Raw genomic sequence first — 16,422 nt, 5'->3', positions numbered from 1 at the left:
ACCGGTCGCGCGGGAAGCTGGTGTGAACAAAGCCGCGTGTAGGTCGCGGCTTCTTTCGTATAATCGATGACATTCCCGCCGACCGACCTTCGTCCCGACTCAGCATTCATGACGCGCATCGATTTTCACAGCAACGTTCCAGACAAGATCGCCTACGCCTGCCGCCTCGCACGCAAGGCGCGCAAGGCTGACTTCCGCATCGTGATCCTGACGCAGGATCGTGCCCAAATGACGCGACTCGATGAAATGATGTGGACCTTCTCCGAGCATGACTTCCTGCCGCATGTGGCGCTCGACGACGCACTGGCCAGCCAGACGCCGATCCTGCTGACCGCCGATCCGGCGGCGGAAGTGCCGCATCACGACATTCTGATCAATCTGTCGGACACGCCGCCTGCCCAATTTGCGCGCTTTACCCGCATGTTCGAGATCATCTCGATGGACGGCACCGATCGCGATGCCGGCCGCCAGCGCTACACTTACTACAAACAGCGCGGCTACCCGCTGACCCACTTCGTGGCGGACAACACATGAGCAATCCCGATCAGGACGCCGGCATTCCGATGCTGACAGAAATCATTCCCGCGCCGGAAACCGAGGTTCGGGAAGATATGGCGGCGGCGGAAGACATCCCGGAACTGCCCTTGTCGTCGGTGCTGCCATCGCCCTCGCCGCCTCTGCCGGCAGTCACGCCACCACCGGCTGCACCTCCCGTGCGCGCAACACCCATCGACGACTGGATGGATGGCGAATGGACGCATCTGGAACAGAAAATCAGCGAACGCACCCTGAACACGCTGCTCGACCGCCTCGACCCGCTGCTCGAACAGCAGATTCGCGAAAGCATCAACGCCAGCCTCGACGAAGCGATGGATACCATCCGCACCAATCTGCAATTGAGCATCGAACAACTGGTGCGCGAATCGGTCGCACAGGAGATTCGCCATCTCAATTTTTCAAAAAACAAAAAAATATAAGAATTTATTACCATATAAAACAAAAATTCCTTATATAGAAGTTCATCAAAAAATAAATCACGTCAAGTTGATTCCCCAGAAAAGAGATAACTTTTTACAATGTCACCTTGTGAGCAAGGATTCCAGTTGGAGGAAACGGCATGAAAGTAATCGTTCTGGGAGCAGGCATCATCGGCACCGCGTCCGCATGGTTCCTGAACAAATCCGGGCATGACGTCACCGTCATCGAACGGCAGCCGGGCGCGGCGCAGGAAACCAGCTTCGCCAACGGTTGCCAGATTTCCGTCTCGCACGCCGAACCATGGGCCAACCCGTCCGCGCCCGGCAAGATTCTCAAATGGCTGGGCAAGGAAGACGCGCCGCTGCTCTACCGCTTCCGCCCCGAATGGCTGCAATGGAAATGGGGCCTCAACTTCCTGCGCGAATGCACGCCGGCCCGCACGGCCGGCAACATCCGCCAGATCGTTTCCATCGCCGAATACAGTCGCCAGACGCTGCAGCAGGTGCGCGCAGAGACCGGCATCGATTACGACCACCTGACGCGCGGCATCCTGCACTTCTATACCGATCAGAAAGAGTTCGACGATTCGCTGGCCGCGGCAAGGCTGATGTGCGAACTCGGCTGCCGGCGCGATTCGATCAGCGCCGACGAAGTCGTGAGCATCGAGCCTGCACTGGCCGGCATCCGCGACAAGATCGTCGGCGGCGACTTCACCGAATCCGACGAATCGGGCGACGTCTATAAATTCACGACCGGCCTCGCCGCCAACGCTGCGGAAGCCGGCGTGGCATTCCGCTTCAACACCAGCGTCACGCGCCTGATCGCGGAAGGCAGCGGCAAGCATGCCAAAATCACCGGCGTCGAAGTCATCGACGAAGACGGCCGCCATCGCACCCTGCATGCGGACGCGTTCGTGGTCGCCGCCGGCAGCTTCTCGCAACCGCTGCTCAAACCCCTGGGCATCGACCTCATGATCTATCCGGGCAAGGGCTATTCGGCGACCTACCAGGTCATCGACAGCGCGGCCGCGCCGAGCGTGTCGCTGACCGACGACGGCTACAAACTCGTCTTCTCGCGCCTGGGCGATCGTCTGCGCGTGGCCGGCACCTGCGAACTCAATGGCTACACGCGCGAACTCAACCCGACGCGCTGCGCCGCCATCACGCGTCGCGTGCAGGAACTGTTCCCGGGCGCCTGCGATTACGACAACGTCGCCTACTGGACCGGCCTGCGGCCGCTGACGCCGTCCAACGTGCCCTACATCGGCAAGACGAAGTTCGGCAATCTGTTCCTCAATACCGGCCACGGCACGCTGGGCTGGACCATGGGCTGCGGCTCGGGCCGCGCGATCGCTGATATCGTTTCCGGCCGCGAGCCCGAACTCGACTTCCGCTTCACCGGCATGCCCTACCGGCCAGCCGCACGATTTCCGCAGATCTGTTCGGCCACAAGCTGAATGCTTTCTGGAATGAAGAACGGATGCCGACATGGCATCCGTTTTTGTTTGTGCGTCGCTTTCTAGCGTCGTTTCGATACGCGCACATCGACCGCCATCACCTTTTCGTCGAAGGCGATGCGCGTGTCGAACTTGGCCCGCTTCATCGGAAAGCGCGACTGGAAATGCCGCACGTTGCCCGAACCGGAAATCGCGCGCCGCACGAACTGGTAATAGGCATCCATGTCAACCACGTGCACCACCAGGAAATAATCGAAGTCGCCCGAGACGAAATAGCATTGCATGACCTCGGCCTCCTGCTGCATGCGTTCCTCGAACTCCTGCATGCGTTCGTCGGACTGGTTTTCGAGCGAGACTTCGAGAAAGGCCAGCATGCCGTAGCCGAGCGCGAACGGGTCAACCATGGCGACATCGGCGCTAATGATGCCGGCCTCGCGCATGTCGCGGATACGGCGCAGACAGGTCGGCTGCGAGATGTGCACCGCCTCGGCGAGTTCACGCGTGGAAATCTGGTTATTCTTCTGCAACAGGTTCAAAAGGCGGCGATCGACCTTGTCGAGCGTATGGAATTTTGGCATGGCGTCCCGGGCTGTAAAAACAGTGCAAAATGCTTTGCGTCGCTTTTTGAATGCTGTAAGGTCCAGCTTATGGACCAATTGTTGCTTGCTGCGTAGGCTGAATGCTGGAGTGTTGCAGTTACGCCCGTTTTTGACAATCCTCAGGAGAGAAATATATGCAGTTCAAGATGATTTCGCTGGCAGGTGCGCTGGCTCTTGCGCTTGCAGGAACCGCATCGGCGCAGGAACAGATCGTGCGCATCGGCAGCGTCGCCCCGACCACGGGCTCCGATTCGCACATGGGCAAGGACAATGAAAACGGCACGCGCCTCGCGGTCGAGGACATCAATGCCAAGGGCCTCGTCATCGACGGCAAGAAGATCAAGCTGCAACTGCTGGCCGAGGACGATGCGGCCGACCCGCGCCAGGCCACCAACGCCGCCACCAAGCTGGTGGATGCGCGCGTGTCCGCCGTGATCGGCCATCTGAACTCCGGCACCACCATCCCGGCCTCGCGCATCTATGCCAACGCCGGCATTCCACAACTCTCGCCTTCGGCCACCAATCCCAAATATACGCAGCAGAAGTTCAAGACCACCTTCCGCCTGGTTGCCAATGATGCCCAGCTCGGCGGCACGCTCGGCCAGTACGCCGTCAAGACCATGGGCGGCAAGACCTTCGCCATCATCGACGACCGCACCGCCTACGGCCAGGGTGTGGCCGACCAGTTCGCCAAGGCCGTCAAGGCAGCCGGCGGCCAGATCGTCGCCACCCAGTACACCAACAACAAGGCGACCGACTTCAACGCCATCCTGACCTCCATCAAGTCGCGCAAGCCCGACATCATCTTCTTTGGCGGCATGGATGCAGTCGGCGGGCCGATGATCCGCCAGATGCGCCAGCTCGGCATCAATGCCAAGTTCATGGGCGGTGACGGCATCTGCACCGGCTCGCTGCCCGGCCTGGCAGGCACCGCGCTCGGCGACGATCAGGTGGTCTGCGCCGAAGCCGGCGGCGTACCGGAAGAACGCCGCAAGGCCGTTGACGATTTCCGCGCCAAGTACAAGAAGCGCTTCGGCATCGACGTGGTCTATACCGCCGCCTATGCCTACGACGCCACCTTTACCGTGGTTGACGCGATGAAACGTGCCAATTCCACCGATCCGGCCAAATACCTGCCGGAACTGACGAAGAGCAATTACCCGGGCGTGACCGGCACCATCGCCTTCGATGAACACGGCGACATCAAGGATGGCCTGCTGACGCTCTACACCTACCGCAACGGCAAACGCGAACTGCTGACGGTGACCAAGTAAAAACCGGAATCGGAAAAATAAAAAAGCGCTTCGATCGAAGCGCTTTTTTTATTGGATGCCGAACAGGCACACCGGCAGAAATCAGTTCAACGTCATGATCCATTGCACAAGCCGGCGCGCCTCGGCGTCGCTGACCTGCGTATTGGCGGGCATGGGAACCGCACCCCAGGTGCCGCTACCGCCCTTGGTGATCTTCTGCGCGAGCTTGTCTTCCGCGCCCTTCTGACCCTTGTAGCGCGTCGCGATATCCTTGAACGACGGACCCAGCACCTTGTTACCAACGGCGTGGCAGGCCATGCAATTCTTGGAGCGCGCAAGATTGGCGTCCGCCAGCGCGATGTTCGACACACCGGCACCGATCAGCAGACAGAGCAACAACGAACGCTTCATACTTCTCTCCATGCAGTTGACCACGGGTATTCTACCGTGTTTGATTCGGCAAACCGACTGCCGAACCTTGGCTAGGACAATATGCCATCGTCTCCGTTCGTCACAAGCCGGCGTTACCTTTGCTCACAAAAACCGCATGGGCAATACAGATGCAATGTGCGATTACGGCAACACATCTTTCACCTTTGCTTGCTACCCTTCATTCCCTGCTTATAAAATGATACGCATTATCATTTGATGCCAAGCGCAATGGTCGTTCACCTGCCGCCTGGTTCCAAGCCTTCTTCTCGAGTCCGCGCAGTGTTCAGCAAACCATCCGACGTCTCTCTCATCGACGAATTCGTCCGTCATTACGACGATCTGGTCGATCATGTGCGCCGCCGCTTTGGCGACAAGGGATTCGCGACCGAAGTCATGCAGGACGTCTGCGTGCAACTGCTCGAAAAGCCGCCACAGGACGTGCGCACACCCACCGCCTTCCTGCGCCATGTCTCGACACAGCTGGCAATCGACCGCTACCGCGTTGAAAAAACGCGCAGCGGCATCGTACAGCATCTGCCCGAACTGCCGGAAAGTTCCGCAATCCATTCACCGCTGTCGCAGGCGGAGCTTGCCGTCGCCTTCCAGCAGAAACAGCAAGCCTTGCTGGAAGCCGTGCGTGCGCTGCCCGAATGCTGCCGCGACGTCTTCATCCTGCACAAGCTCTATCACCTGCCGCAGGCCGAAGTCGCAAGCCGTCTTGGCATCTCGCGCGGCATGGTCGCCCGGCACATGGCGCGTGCCGCAGCCGGTCTCGCGCCCGTCATGCACGCAGGCTGGCGATGCCGCCCAAACCGCCGCGCAACACCCGGCCGGTCGCCTCGTCCGACGGCAAGCTGACCCAGGCCACCACACTGGACGACGAACTGCTCATGATGTTCGAGGATGGTCTGCGGGCGCGTCTGCCCGGCGTGGAAGAAATCACCGCACGCGCCAACACCCGCAAGCGCAACAGAAAGATCGCGGCGTCCTCGGTAGCGATGCTGGCCATATGCGGCCTGCTGTGGCTGGACCCCGTCTATTACAACGAACACATCGTCTCCGCCGTCGGCGAGCGCCACACGCTGACGCTGCACGACGGCAGCGAGATCGCGCTCAATACGGATTCGTCGCTGCGCGTCGCGCATCATCTTCGTTCTCGCCATTTCTACCTGGAACAGGGCGAAGCATCGTTCACCGCATCTCATCCACGCCTGCGCAACTTCGTCGTGCATGCCAATCGCACGCGCGTGGTCGATATCGGCACCATCTTCAACGTGCGCAATACGCAGCAGGGAGCTGCCGTCACGGTGCTGGAGGGCAGCGTGGAAGTCTCGGCGGATACGGACGGCGCACACAAACAGGTGCTCCATGCCGGCCAAACGCTGGAAACCGGCCTTGCCGGTGCCGGCTTGCCGCACACCGTCGATGCGGAACTGGCGACCGGCTGGCGTCACGGCAAACTCTATTTCGACCGCACGCCGCTGCGCGACATGGCTGCCGAACTGCGCCGCTACCGCGCTCAGCCCATCGAGGTCGCCCCTTCCCTGGAAAGCCTGCGCATCAGCGGCCAGTTCGACATCGACAACATCGAACGGCTGCTCGACCAACTGCCGACACTGGCGCCGGTCGCCATCCAGCACCATGCCGACGGCCGCACGCAGATCGTGCCGAAGGCGGACGACCTTAAATAATCACTCACCATAAAAAATTTTCAGGGCAAGGTGTACATCTCCCCCTGCTGACTCGGCTTCTTCACTGTTGATATCTTTTCCCGGAGACATTGCATGAAGAAGCTGAAAACCCGTTTGACCATCCTCGCCGCCGGCATCGCGCTGTCGGCCGCCGCACTGGCGCAGACCGGGCCGGTCGCGGTCGATATTGCGCCGCAACCGCTGCACCAGGCGCTCAATGCGCTGGCGCGCCAGACCGGCGCCCAGATCCTGTTCGTCAGCGACATCACGACCGGCAAGAGCGCGCCCGCCGTCAAGGGCAGCATGACCGTGCGCGAGGCGCTGGCACAACTGCTGCAAGGCTCGTCGCTAAAGGTGCGCGCCATCGACGAGCGTTCGTTTTCCGTCGTCCGTGACGGCGATGCAAGTGGCGAGAACGTGCTGCCGCAGGTCGATGTAACCGCGCCTGCGACGGCAAACGATCTGCCGCCAGCCTACGCCGGCGGACAGGTGGCGCGCGGCGGAAGAGTGGGGCTGCTCGGCAATCAGGATTTCATGGATACGCCACTGAGCATCGCCAGTTATACGGCTCAAACCATCGAAGATCAGCAACCACGCACGGTAGGCGAATTTCTGGCACGAAACGACCCGTCGGTCCGGATCGGCGGCGGCGACACAAGCTCCACGGAAAGTACGCAGATACGCGGGTTCAGCCTGACTTCGGGCAGTGATTACGTTCTCAACGGCCTGCCCGGGCTGGTCGCACAGTACCGCAGCTCCACGGAATTTGTCGAACGGGCAGAAGTCCTTAAAGGGCCAAGCGCCATGCTGAGCGGCATGATGCCCAGCGGTAGCACCGGCGGCGCCATCAACCTTCAGACCAAGCATGCGCATGACGAACCGTTGACACGCCTGACTACCAGTTACCTGGCCGATTCCCGACTGGGCCTGCACGCGGATATCGGTCGCCGATTCGGCGCAGACAAAGAGTGGGGTATCCGATTCAACGGCGCCTGGCGCAAGGGCGATACGGCCCGCAATGGTCAGGACGAGCACCGCTGGCTAGCATCGCTGGGGCTGGACTATCGCTCCGACAGGTTGCGTGTCTCGCTGGACGCCATCGATCAACATACCCGCCAGCATGGCGCGCGGGGTGGCCTAAACAACATTGCGGCGGCGGGAGCCCTGCCCGCCGCGCCAAACGGCAAACACAATCTCGACCAACCCTGGGCAGTATTGCGAAATTCCGATAAGACGATCATGGCCCGGGCCGAATACGATTTTTCTCACGATCTGACAGCATGGTTCAGCATTGGACGCGCCAAGGGCATTTATAGCGGGAAAGACGCCATAGGCGGCAACGTGAGTCTCTTGAATGCCGATGGCGACACCAGGCTTGACCGTGTGGGCAGGGCCGAATTTTTCCTGGAGACTGTCGCGGCGGATGCCGGCCTGCGTGGTCAGTTTCAGACCGGTCGCATCGGGCACAATTGGTCGTTGAATGCCAGCAGTCTGAAACGTGACACCGGATGGGGCTTCGGCAGCGCCGTAGGCGGCATGGTTTCAAACATCTACCACCCGATTCATTATCCGGTTCCAACCGTCTCGCCCGCACCGGCACCCGGCAAGACGTCCGACGTCGAACTTCCCAGCATCGCGCTCGCAGACACGCTGTCCTTCGCGGACGACCGCGTACTGCTGACCCTGGGCGTTCGCCGGCAAAGCGTCAAGACGCGAAACTACAACTCCACGACCGGCGCACAGACTTCCAGCTACGACGAATCGGCCACCACGCCGTTCGCCGGTGTGGTCGTCAAACCTTGGAAAGACGTCTCCCTTTACGCCAACTACGTCGAGGGACTGAGCCAGGGGCAGGCGGCTCCCGATACGGCATCCAACGCCGGCGAGGTCTTCCCGCCCTACAAGGCAAAACAGTATGAAGTCGGCGTCAAATACGATCTGGGCAATTTTGCGACCACCGTGAGCCTGTTCCAGATCAACCGTCCAAGCGCCGCCCTGGGAGCGGATAACATCTTTGCCATCAATGGCGAACAACGTAATCGCGGTCTGGAAATTTCTGCCTTTGGCGAAGTAACCCGCGGTACACGCCTTCTCGGCGGGGTCACGCTTCTGAATGCCGAGCTGACCGAAACACCGACTGGAGCCAACGAGGGAAACCGGGCCATCGGCACATCCAAGGTATCCGCCAACTTGGGCGCGGAATGGGATTTCCCTAGTCTTCCGGGACTGACCCTGACCGCAGGAGCAGTCCACACCAGTTCTTCATTTGTCGATATCGCCAACAAGATTCGCGCGCCTGGCTGGACGCGTACCGATCTCGGGCTGCGCTATCACACGCGCCTGGGAGGCAAAACCGCCGTCTTCCGTGCCACGCTGGAAAACGCATTCGACAAGGCCTACTGGGCCATCAATACAAGCGGCAACGCCGACCTGGGTACACCTCGCACCTTCCTTCTTTCAGCCACGGTCGATTTCTGATTCATCCGCCTTCAACGTCCAGGAGTGCCGGCCGGTCCTCCTGCGACTGCGACACTAACGAATCACGTAGGGACAGTGTCAGCCACACAGAAAACGGGCCGGTATTTCCGGCCCGTTTTCTCTTTCTCGATCGCATTGACCACCCTTCCCTTTTCTCCTATTCTGATCAAAAAAGGCATTACGCCAAAGGGAGAAGCCATCGTGCCGCTGATCATCGCCATCGTCCTGCTGTCAGGATTGAAGTACTTTGAGGTCGGCCCGTTTGCCGCCATGTCGTGGTGGTGGATCGTTGCCCTGTTCGTGCTTGCCTTCCTCTGGTTCGAATACATTGAACGCATGCTCGGCCGCGACAAGCGCAAGGCACACGAGCAGCTTGAAAAAACGCGCAACGAACGCGTGAAGAAGACCTTCAAATAGAAACAGCCTGCCGGGAGAGAAGAATTCACTCCCCGACAGACACGGCCGCAATCGAATAGTATCCATGTCCCATGGAAAACAAATTCACCATCCCGGCCTCCGGTTTTCTGGACCTTCTTCCAGATGCCATCTGCGTCGTCGATATCGACGGCCGCTTCGTTTATGTCAGCACCGCCTTTGAGCGCATCTTCGGCTATGCGCCGAACGAGGTCATCGGAAAGCCGATGATCGATCTGGTTCATCCGGATGATCGCGCCGAAACGCTTGCAATCGCCGATGACATCATGGCCGGCAACGCCAGAATCAACGTGGAAAACCGTTATCTTCGCAAGGACGGCGAGGTGGTGCACATCATGTGGTCGGCGCGCTGGTCGGTCGATGAGCAGGTGCGCATCGCGGTGGCACGCGACATTACCGCCCGCAAGAAGGCCGAAACCCTGCGCTCGGCGCTGTACGCCATTTCCGAAGCCGCCCACGTCGCCAGCGGATTGCCCGATCTGTTCGAGCGCATGCACGGCGTCATCGGCACCCTGCTGCCGGCCGAGAACGTTTCCATCGCCCTGCACGATACGGAAAGGCAGACGCTGGACTTTGCCTATCACATCGACCAGTACGGACAACCTGCCGAACTGCTGCGAACCTCGGCCGAGCGGCTGTACGCCGACATCGTCAGTTCCCGCCAGCCTCTGCTGGCCTGCACCGAAGAGAACGCGCCGCTGCCGCCGGAATTGCAGGCGGTCGGCAACCGGCTCTCGCTATGCTGGCTGGCTGCGCCGCTGACCACGCAAAGCGGCGTCATCGGCGCGCTCTTCCTGCGCAGCTATGCCGATGGCGTCCATTACACCGAACACGACAAGGAACTGGTGCGCTTCGTCTCCACCCAGATCGCCACCGCCGTCGAGCGCAAGCAGCTCTTTGCGCGCCTGCAGCACGCCTCGCAGTACGATCCGCTCACCGACCTGCCCAATCGCGGCCTGCTGTTCGACCGCCTGAGGACCGCTCTGGCACGCGCGCGGCGGCAGCAGGAAATGATGGCCGTGCTTTACCTCGATCTGGATCGATTCAAGGAAGTCAACGATACCTACGGCCATACCGCCGGCGATCAACTGTTGAAGGAGGTTGCGCAGCGCCTGCAGCAATGCGTGCGCGAATCCGATACCGTGGCGCGTGTCGGCGGCGACGAGTTCGTGATCCTCATCGAAAGCATGCAACAGGCGGAATACGCAGCCGTTATTGCGGACAAGATTCATGCCGCCTTCCATCAGCCGGTGCAGCTGGAATCGCATCGGCTGCACATCGTGCCCAGCATCGGCGTCGCGCATTATCCGCAGCATGGCGAGAATGAACAAAGCCTGCTCGATCACGCCGATGCCGCCATGTACGAGCAGAAGCAGACACGCAAGCAGGCAGCGCCAACCCCGCATCGCTGAAGGACATCGGTCATCCATCGCGGCCTGCCGGCAACCGCGATATCGCGCATTAATACGGCGCATCAATATGGCCCATAATGCGGCTTTTACTTTCTTCCCGCGATTTACATGAGCGTCATCGACAAGGCCCGTTCCGATCCCCGCATCGTCCCGCTGCTCAAGAGTGTGCAGCAGAAGGTCAAACTCCGGTTCGAGAAGTCTGCCGGCAGCGAATGGCTGTCCAGCATCGAAGGCGAACGCGCCGTCATCGAATACGCGGGTTGCCGTCATCCGAGCGCCGCGCTGGCGCAGGAACTGCTGCTGCTCGACCTGCAGCTGTCCGGCTACCGCCGCATCCGGCTTGGCATCTCGTCGGTGTTCGATCAGGATGCCATGCCGGGCTTCATCAGCGTGCTCGATCATGAGCTGCAGCGCCACAAGATTCACGAGCGCTTCCTCGCGCTCGGTTTCACGCCCGATCAGTTCTATCGCGACACCGACAAGGATGCCTTTCCCTATCTGAACCAGGTACTGCAGACCGAACCCGATAGCCTGGCGCGCATCGTGCCGCCCTTTCTGATGCTGCTGGCGCCGGGTGGCATGCTGACGCTGGAAGAGTTCCAGAACCTCTACGATCGCTTCCTGCGCATCAACAAGGCATGGGTCAAACAACTGCTCACGATCGAGCAACTGCTCAAGGACTGGGCAAAGGCCGACACGCTGGACCAGACCGAAACGGTACGCCAACTCATGCTGAGCATCGACCCCAAGCGCAATTTCAGCTGGTTCGGATTCAAGGACGAAAGCGGTTTTCCGGACAACGGCTTCTTCGTGAGTGAGGCGTTCTCGGTGCGTGTGGTGCCAAGTTAACAGTTCGCCCTGCATTTGCATTAGCAGAAAACCAATGCCGCTCTCTTCATCCGGCAGGCGAAACCGGCGCAAATGCCCGCCAGATGGCGCTTCTGCGGCCAACGGTGCGCAACTGTACTGCTCTGTGCCCTTCCGACTGTCAGGGGACTTGCCGCCGTTTAAGGAGTAGAATCTCTCCTTTTGCGGCATTCCCCGCCTCCATAGCGCCCGGTCAGGACAACCGGCCGGGTCAAGTTCAATCCCTTCTTGCCGGAACAAACGTGCCAGGTCTATTACCCAACGTCGATCCAGACGGCCTTCTCGAATACTCCGTGGTCTATACGGATCGCGCCATCAACCACATGTCGCAGCGCTTCCAGGGCGTCATGCGCGACATCTCGCGTACCCTCAAACAGGTCTATAACGCACACTCGGCCATCGTCATGCCGGGTTCGGGCACCTTCGGCATGGAAGCCGTGGCACGTCAGTTCGCCACCGACAAGCCATGCCTGGTGTTGCGCAACGGCTGGTTCAGCTTCCGCTGGACGCAAATCCTCGAAACCGGAAACATCCCGTCCGACACCACCGTCGTGAAAGCACGCGCGGTCGAAACCGGCATCCAGGCCGCTTTCGCACCGGCGCCGATCGAGGAAGTCGTCGCCACCATCCGCGAGAAGAAGCCCGCCGTGGTCTTCGCGCCGCACGTCGAAACCGCTTCCGGCATCATGCTGCCGACCGATTACATGCGCAAGGTATCGGACGCCGTGCATGAAGTCGGCGGCCTGTTCGTGCTCGACTGCATCGCCTCCGGCACCATCTGGGTCGATATGGAAGCATCCGGCACCGACATCCTGATCAGCGCCCCGCAAAAAGGCTGGAGCGGTTCGGCCGGCTGTGCCTTCATCATGCTCAGCAAGCTCGCGCGCGAACGCATCGATTCCACGCAAAGCACCAGCTTCGCCTGCGACCTGCGCAAGTGGCTGCAGATCATGGAAGCCTACGAGCAGGGCAACGTCGCCTATCACACCACCATGCCGACCGACGCGCTGACCATCCTGCGCGACACCATGAAGGAAACCGAAGACTACGGCTTCGACAAGGTGCGCGACGAACAGCAGCAGCTCGGCGACCGCGTGCGCGCCCTGCTGGCCGAACGCGGCTTCAAGAGCGTGGCAGCCAAGGGTTACGAAGCGCCGGGCGTGGTCGTTGCCTACACCACCGACGACGGCATCCAGTCCTCGAAGAAATTCGTCGAAGCCGGCCTGCAGACCGCTGCCGGCGTACCGCTGCAATGCGATGAAGGCGCAGAATTCAAGACCTTCCGCATCGGCCTGTTCGGACTGGACAAGCTGCACAACATCGACCGCACGGTCGAAAATCTGACCAAGGCGCTGGACAAGATCGCTTGATCGCGTCTTAGCCAAACAAAAAAGCCGGACACGTGTCCGGCTTTTTTATTACATCAGGCGCTGCAGCAGGATCAATATGACGGGCAGGCTGACGAAGGCCAGCATCGTGGACAGCGCGATACTGGCCGACACCTCATCCTCGGCCACCTGATAGCGCTGCGTGAACAGGAACACATTGGCACCGACCGGCAGAGCGGCCGCCATCGCCATCGCAGCCATGGGTATGCCGCGCAGGCCAAGCAGCCATGCGCACGCAATGAACACGGCCGGATGAATGACCGTCTTGACGATGGCGATGCGCAAGGCCGCCAGCATGTTGCCGCTGAGCTTGCTGTACGCCAGCGTCACGCCGACCAGCAGCAGCGCCATCGGCCCCAATGCCTGGCCCATCAGCTGCAGGGGCTGGTCCACCATGTTCGGCAGCGGCAGTCCGGTCTGCGCATAGATCACGCCTGCAATGATGGGGATCGGCACCGGATGCAGAATGCTGTTCTTTACGGCCACCGCCAACGTGCGTCCCATGCTGTGCGAAACGCCTTCGCGCCCTGCCTGGCGCGCGGCTGCGAGTTCGAACACGATGGTGCCGCCGGTCATGAGCACCAGCGCATGAATCGAGATCAGCGTGAAGAGCGCGATCAGACCTTCCTGCCCATAGACCAGCCCGACCAACGGAATGCCGATCATCACCGTGTTGCTGAAGGTATGCGCCAGCGCACGCGCTGAAGACAGCGTGGTCAATCCCTGCATCAGCAGGGTGACGGCGAACACGATGACGACGGCAAGAAAATAGACGGCGATCGGCGCATAGTCCAGCTCCGTCAGCTTCACGCCCATCATGGTGCGGAACAGCAGCGCCGGCGTCAGCACATAGAAAACCAGATTGGACAGATCCCGGATCGCTTCCTGCCGAACCCACTTCATCTTGGCCAGGCCGAAACCGATGGCGATGATGAAGATGACGGAAAACAGGGCGGGAGCGGCGGGAGAGTTCAAGATAGCGTCAACGCATTCTCAAGATATTTGGAAAGGTCCGCCATCCATTGCATGCGCAGGGACGGGGTGATCGATTCTACACCGCACACCTGATGCATCGCGCACGATCTGCGCGAGAGTTAAGCCGGAAATCAAGCCGGCAAATCCGACCGGAATCAGGACGGGATCGGCAAATACTCTCCAAATCCATCCGGCCACCGGGTCAGCACTTCGAAGCCCGTTTCCGTCACCGCCACCATATGCTCCCATTGCGCGGACAGCGAATGATCCTTGGTCACGACGGTCCAGCCATCAGACAGTTCCTTGGAATGCCGCCTGCCGGCGTTGATCATCGGCTCGATCGTGAACACCATGCCCGGCTGCAGCTTGAGCCCCTGCCCCGGCTGGCCGTAGTGCAGGATCTGCAGGTCTTCGTGATAGATTTGGCCGATGCCGTGGCCGCAATATTCTCGCACCACGCTGAAGCCGTCCCTGTGCGCCACCGTTTGAATCGCATAGCCGATATCGCCGAGGGTTGCGCCCGGCCTGACCGCGAGAATCCCCGCGCGCATCGCTTCGTAGGTGGCGGTCACCAGACGTTTCGCGAGAATGCTCGGCTGGCCCACGAAGTACATGCGACTCGTATCGCCATGCCATCCGTCCTTGGTCAGCGCGACGTCGATGTTGATGATGTCGCCGCCCTTCAACACCTTGTCGGAAGGAATGCCGTGGCAGATGACGTGATTGACCGAAGTGCAGATCGTCTTGGGAAAACCGTGGTAGCCGATGTTGATCGGCACTGAATCGAGCACATCGACGATGTAATCGTGGCACAGCTTGTCCAGCTCGTTGGTGGTGACGCCGGGCCGGACGTGCTCGCCGATCATGCGCAGCACGTCGGCCGCCAATGCGCCGGAGGTGCGCAGCATCGCAATGTCGGATGGCGACTTGATGATGACCTGGCCGCCCATCATGCCCTCTCGAGCGAAAGCGTGATGTCCTGCGCAGAATCGCCAGCCCTCTGCTCCGCCTCCAGCAGCTTCTGGCAGATCTCCTTGTAGCAAAGATCGGGATTCAGCTCCGCCATCATGCCGACGCGCAGCCAGTGCTCGGCCTGCGAATTGATCGAGCGGCTCATTGCGCCGCTGGTGAGACGCAGATTGGTGTGCATCTGCTCAGTGATTTTGACGATTCCCATGGCCTGCCAGTCTTTATACGAAACGTATATGAAATATATGCGTAACGAATATTAACACAGCCGCCCGTCAGCGTGCCAAGGAAGTCACTTCGCTCTAGCGGTAAGCGGCTGCACCCCTTCGCCGCAGATAGATGATCTGCGCCGTCAATCCGACAATCAGCGCAACCAGAAGACTTCCCTGCGCACCAAGCAGAATGGGCGATTTCATATCGGTGACGAATGGATGCCCATCCGGTACGCGGCGCAGCGTTTCCGTGACTGTCGGCACCATCAACAGGAACACCGTCATGGTCAGACAGATCGTTTCCACGTATTTCGTCGCGCGTCCCAATACCTGAAACCTACCGACGCCATAACCCGCGAAAAGAAAGACCAGCGTTGCGGCAGCAACGATATTGCTGACCGGCTGACTGGCAACCCCGAACGCGGTAACGGCGCCGATCAGCATCGCCAGGAAATAGAACAGACCTGCCTTCGATTGCGGCACGATCCGCCCATAGCGCACAAACATGTAAACGGCAATCGGAATGGCCGGCAAGCTGCCAAGGGTATGGACCCAGCCGAGAGGTGAAATTCCAAACATAAGTCATCCTTTTTCGAGAGAGAAATGATTCAAGAACAAATAAAACTACCTACTAATTGGTAGATATTGCGATAAAATTTTTTGGCGCATCATTCCGGCATCAGTTCCGGATCAAACGCTCCAGGACCGGATTGACGATCGCGCCAAACATCTTGCCGTCGTCATAGGCGCGCGCCGACAGCATCGCGCCATGCACTGCCGCCATGAACATTTCCGCTTCCGTCCTGGCTGGCGCGTTCAGATGCAAGCGACCATGCTGCGCACCACGTTCAAGCACCGAAGCAAGCCATGCCGACAACGTGCGGAAATGCGCTCGCACCTCCAGCGCGACTTCCTCGGGAAGAATCGGAATCTCGCTGGCAAGCAAGGCACAGACACAAAACGAGGAATTCTCGTCCGCAAAACAGACTTCCCAATAACGCGTGTAGGCACGAAGCTGATCGATCGGATCAGGGATGTTTCTCTCCAGTGCAGCGATGCCGGCCTTCGCCTCCTCCCTGTACTGCGCTACCAGCGTGCGCACCAGGATTTCCTTGCTCGGAAAGTGATGGTGGATGCTGGCGTTGCGAATACCGATCACCTTTGCGATGTCGGCATAACTGAAGCCGTTATAGCCACCCGCGACGATCAGCGATCGTGCACAGTGCAGGATTTTTTCGGAAGTGCTGGAAGATTGAGCCATGGCAGAAGCCTACCTT

At 60.0% G+C, this 16,422-nt stretch carries 18 protein-coding genes; 11 read left to right on the top strand and 7 right to left on the bottom strand.

Annotation, left to right across the window (positions count from 1 at the left end; genetic code table 11):
* Positions 1-108 precede the first annotated feature (108 nt).
* The 3 genes from IEV38_RS09240 to IEV38_RS09230 all read left to right on the top strand — a co-directional run bounded on the left by IEV38_RS09240 (position 109) and on the right by IEV38_RS09230 (position 2,434).
* Complete coding sequence (locus tag IEV38_RS09240; protein ID WP_188395886.1) at positions 109-534, top strand: DNA polymerase III subunit chi; 426 nt, start codon at positions 109-111, stop codon at positions 532-534.
* Positions 531-977, top strand: coding sequence for a hypothetical protein (locus IEV38_RS09235; protein WP_188395885.1), 447 nt, complete (start codon positions 531-533; stop codon positions 975-977). The genes IEV38_RS09240 and IEV38_RS09235 overlap by 4 nt, the downstream gene beginning before the upstream one ends.
* Positions 978-1,117: 140 nt before the next feature.
* The gene (locus IEV38_RS09230; RefSeq protein ID WP_188395884.1) at positions 1,118-2,434 is read left to right on the top strand and encodes a D-amino acid dehydrogenase; all 1,317 of its coding nucleotides are present in this window, start codon (positions 1,118-1,120) and stop codon (positions 2,432-2,434) included.
* A gap of 62 nt (positions 2,435-2,496) precedes the next feature.
* Here the strand turns inward: IEV38_RS09230 and IEV38_RS09225 are convergent, their stop codons facing one another.
* Positions 2,497-3,012, bottom strand: coding sequence for an Lrp/AsnC family transcriptional regulator (locus IEV38_RS09225; protein WP_188395883.1), 516 nt, complete (start codon positions 3,010-3,012; stop codon positions 2,497-2,499).
* Positions 3,013-3,167: 155 nt separating this feature from the next.
* On the opposite strand from IEV38_RS09225, the gene IEV38_RS09220 reads away from it, so the two are divergent.
* Positions 3,168-4,307 (top strand): branched-chain amino acid ABC transporter substrate-binding protein, encoded by a 1,140-nt coding sequence (locus IEV38_RS09220; RefSeq protein ID WP_188395882.1) that lies wholly within the window; start codon positions 3,168-3,170, stop codon positions 4,305-4,307.
* Between the two features lie 81 nt (positions 4,308-4,388).
* Here IEV38_RS09220 and IEV38_RS09215 read toward each other — a convergent pair whose 3' ends face one another.
* Positions 4,389-4,697, bottom strand: a complete 309-nt coding sequence (locus tag IEV38_RS09215; RefSeq protein ID WP_188395881.1) for a c-type cytochrome — start codon at positions 4,695-4,697, stop codon at positions 4,389-4,391.
* A gap of 300 nt (positions 4,698-4,997) precedes the next feature.
* Here IEV38_RS09215 and IEV38_RS09210 point away from each other — a divergent pair, with 300 nt between their 5' ends.
* The 7 genes from IEV38_RS09210 to IEV38_RS09180 all read left to right on the top strand — a co-directional run bounded on the left by IEV38_RS09210 (position 4,998) and on the right by IEV38_RS09180 (position 12,971).
* Positions 4,998-5,576: an RNA polymerase sigma factor gene (locus IEV38_RS09210; RefSeq protein ID WP_188395880.1), complete on the top strand. Its 579-nt coding sequence runs from the start codon at positions 4,998-5,000 to the stop codon at positions 5,574-5,576.
* On the top strand, positions 5,519-6,409 hold the full coding sequence (locus tag IEV38_RS09205) for a FecR family protein (protein ID WP_188395879.1): 891 nt from the start codon (positions 5,519-5,521) through the stop codon (positions 6,407-6,409). Before IEV38_RS09210 ends, IEV38_RS09205 begins: the two co-directional genes overlap by 58 nt.
* A gap of 93 nt (positions 6,410-6,502) precedes the next feature.
* Positions 6,503-8,887, top strand: coding sequence for a TonB-dependent receptor (locus tag IEV38_RS09200; protein WP_188395878.1), 2,385 nt, complete (start codon positions 6,503-6,505; stop codon positions 8,885-8,887).
* A gap of 75 nt (positions 8,888-8,962) precedes the next feature.
* On the top strand, positions 8,963-9,304 hold the full coding sequence (locus tag IEV38_RS15280) for a TIGR04438 family Trp-rich protein (protein WP_229728955.1): 342 nt from the start codon (positions 8,963-8,965) through the stop codon (positions 9,302-9,304).
* 71 nt (positions 9,305-9,375) lie between these two features.
* Positions 9,376-10,734, top strand: a complete 1,359-nt coding sequence (locus tag IEV38_RS09190) for a sensor domain-containing protein (RefSeq protein WP_188395877.1) — start codon at positions 9,376-9,378, stop codon at positions 10,732-10,734.
* A 108-nt stretch (positions 10,735-10,842) separates the two neighbouring features.
* A complete protein-coding gene (locus IEV38_RS09185; protein ID WP_188395876.1) occupies positions 10,843-11,583 on the top strand; it encodes a hypothetical protein in 741 nt (246 codons plus the stop codon).
* A 260-nt stretch (positions 11,584-11,843) separates the two neighbouring features.
* Positions 11,844-12,971, top strand: coding sequence for an aminotransferase class V-fold PLP-dependent enzyme (locus tag IEV38_RS09180; RefSeq protein ID WP_188395875.1), 1,128 nt, complete (start codon positions 11,844-11,846; stop codon positions 12,969-12,971).
* Between the two features lie 48 nt (positions 12,972-13,019).
* Here IEV38_RS09180 and IEV38_RS09175 read toward each other — a convergent pair whose 3' ends face one another.
* From IEV38_RS09175 to IEV38_RS09155, 5 genes are all read right to left on the bottom strand, one after another.
* Positions 13,020-13,964, bottom strand: a complete 945-nt coding sequence (locus tag IEV38_RS09175) for an AEC family transporter (protein ID WP_188395874.1) — start codon at positions 13,962-13,964, stop codon at positions 13,020-13,022.
* A gap of 155 nt (positions 13,965-14,119) precedes the next feature.
* Positions 14,120-14,917, bottom strand: coding sequence for a type I methionyl aminopeptidase (map, locus tag IEV38_RS09170; RefSeq protein WP_503826655.1), 798 nt, complete (start codon positions 14,915-14,917; stop codon positions 14,120-14,122).
* Entirely contained in the window at positions 14,914-15,141 is a 228-nt protein-coding gene (locus IEV38_RS09165; protein ID WP_188395873.1) for a ParD-like family protein, read from the bottom strand. Before IEV38_RS09165 ends, map begins: the two co-directional genes overlap by 4 nt.
* A gap of 94 nt (positions 15,142-15,235) precedes the next feature.
* Entirely contained in the window at positions 15,236-15,724 is a 489-nt protein-coding gene (locus tag IEV38_RS09160) for a hypothetical protein (protein ID WP_188395872.1), read from the bottom strand.
* A 100-nt stretch (positions 15,725-15,824) separates the two neighbouring features.
* Positions 15,825-16,406 (bottom strand): TetR/AcrR family transcriptional regulator, encoded by a 582-nt coding sequence (locus tag IEV38_RS09155; RefSeq protein ID WP_188395871.1) that lies wholly within the window; start codon positions 16,404-16,406, stop codon positions 15,825-15,827.
* Positions 16,407-16,422 lie beyond the last annotated feature (16 nt).

It is taken from the genome of Oxalicibacterium flavum, assembly GCF_014635065.1.
Classification (GTDB): Bacteria; Pseudomonadota; Gammaproteobacteria; order Burkholderiales; family Burkholderiaceae_D; genus Oxalicibacterium; species Oxalicibacterium flavum.
Note: the sequence above shows the minus strand (reverse complement) of the source record. Positions and strands in the feature narration are given on the sequence as shown.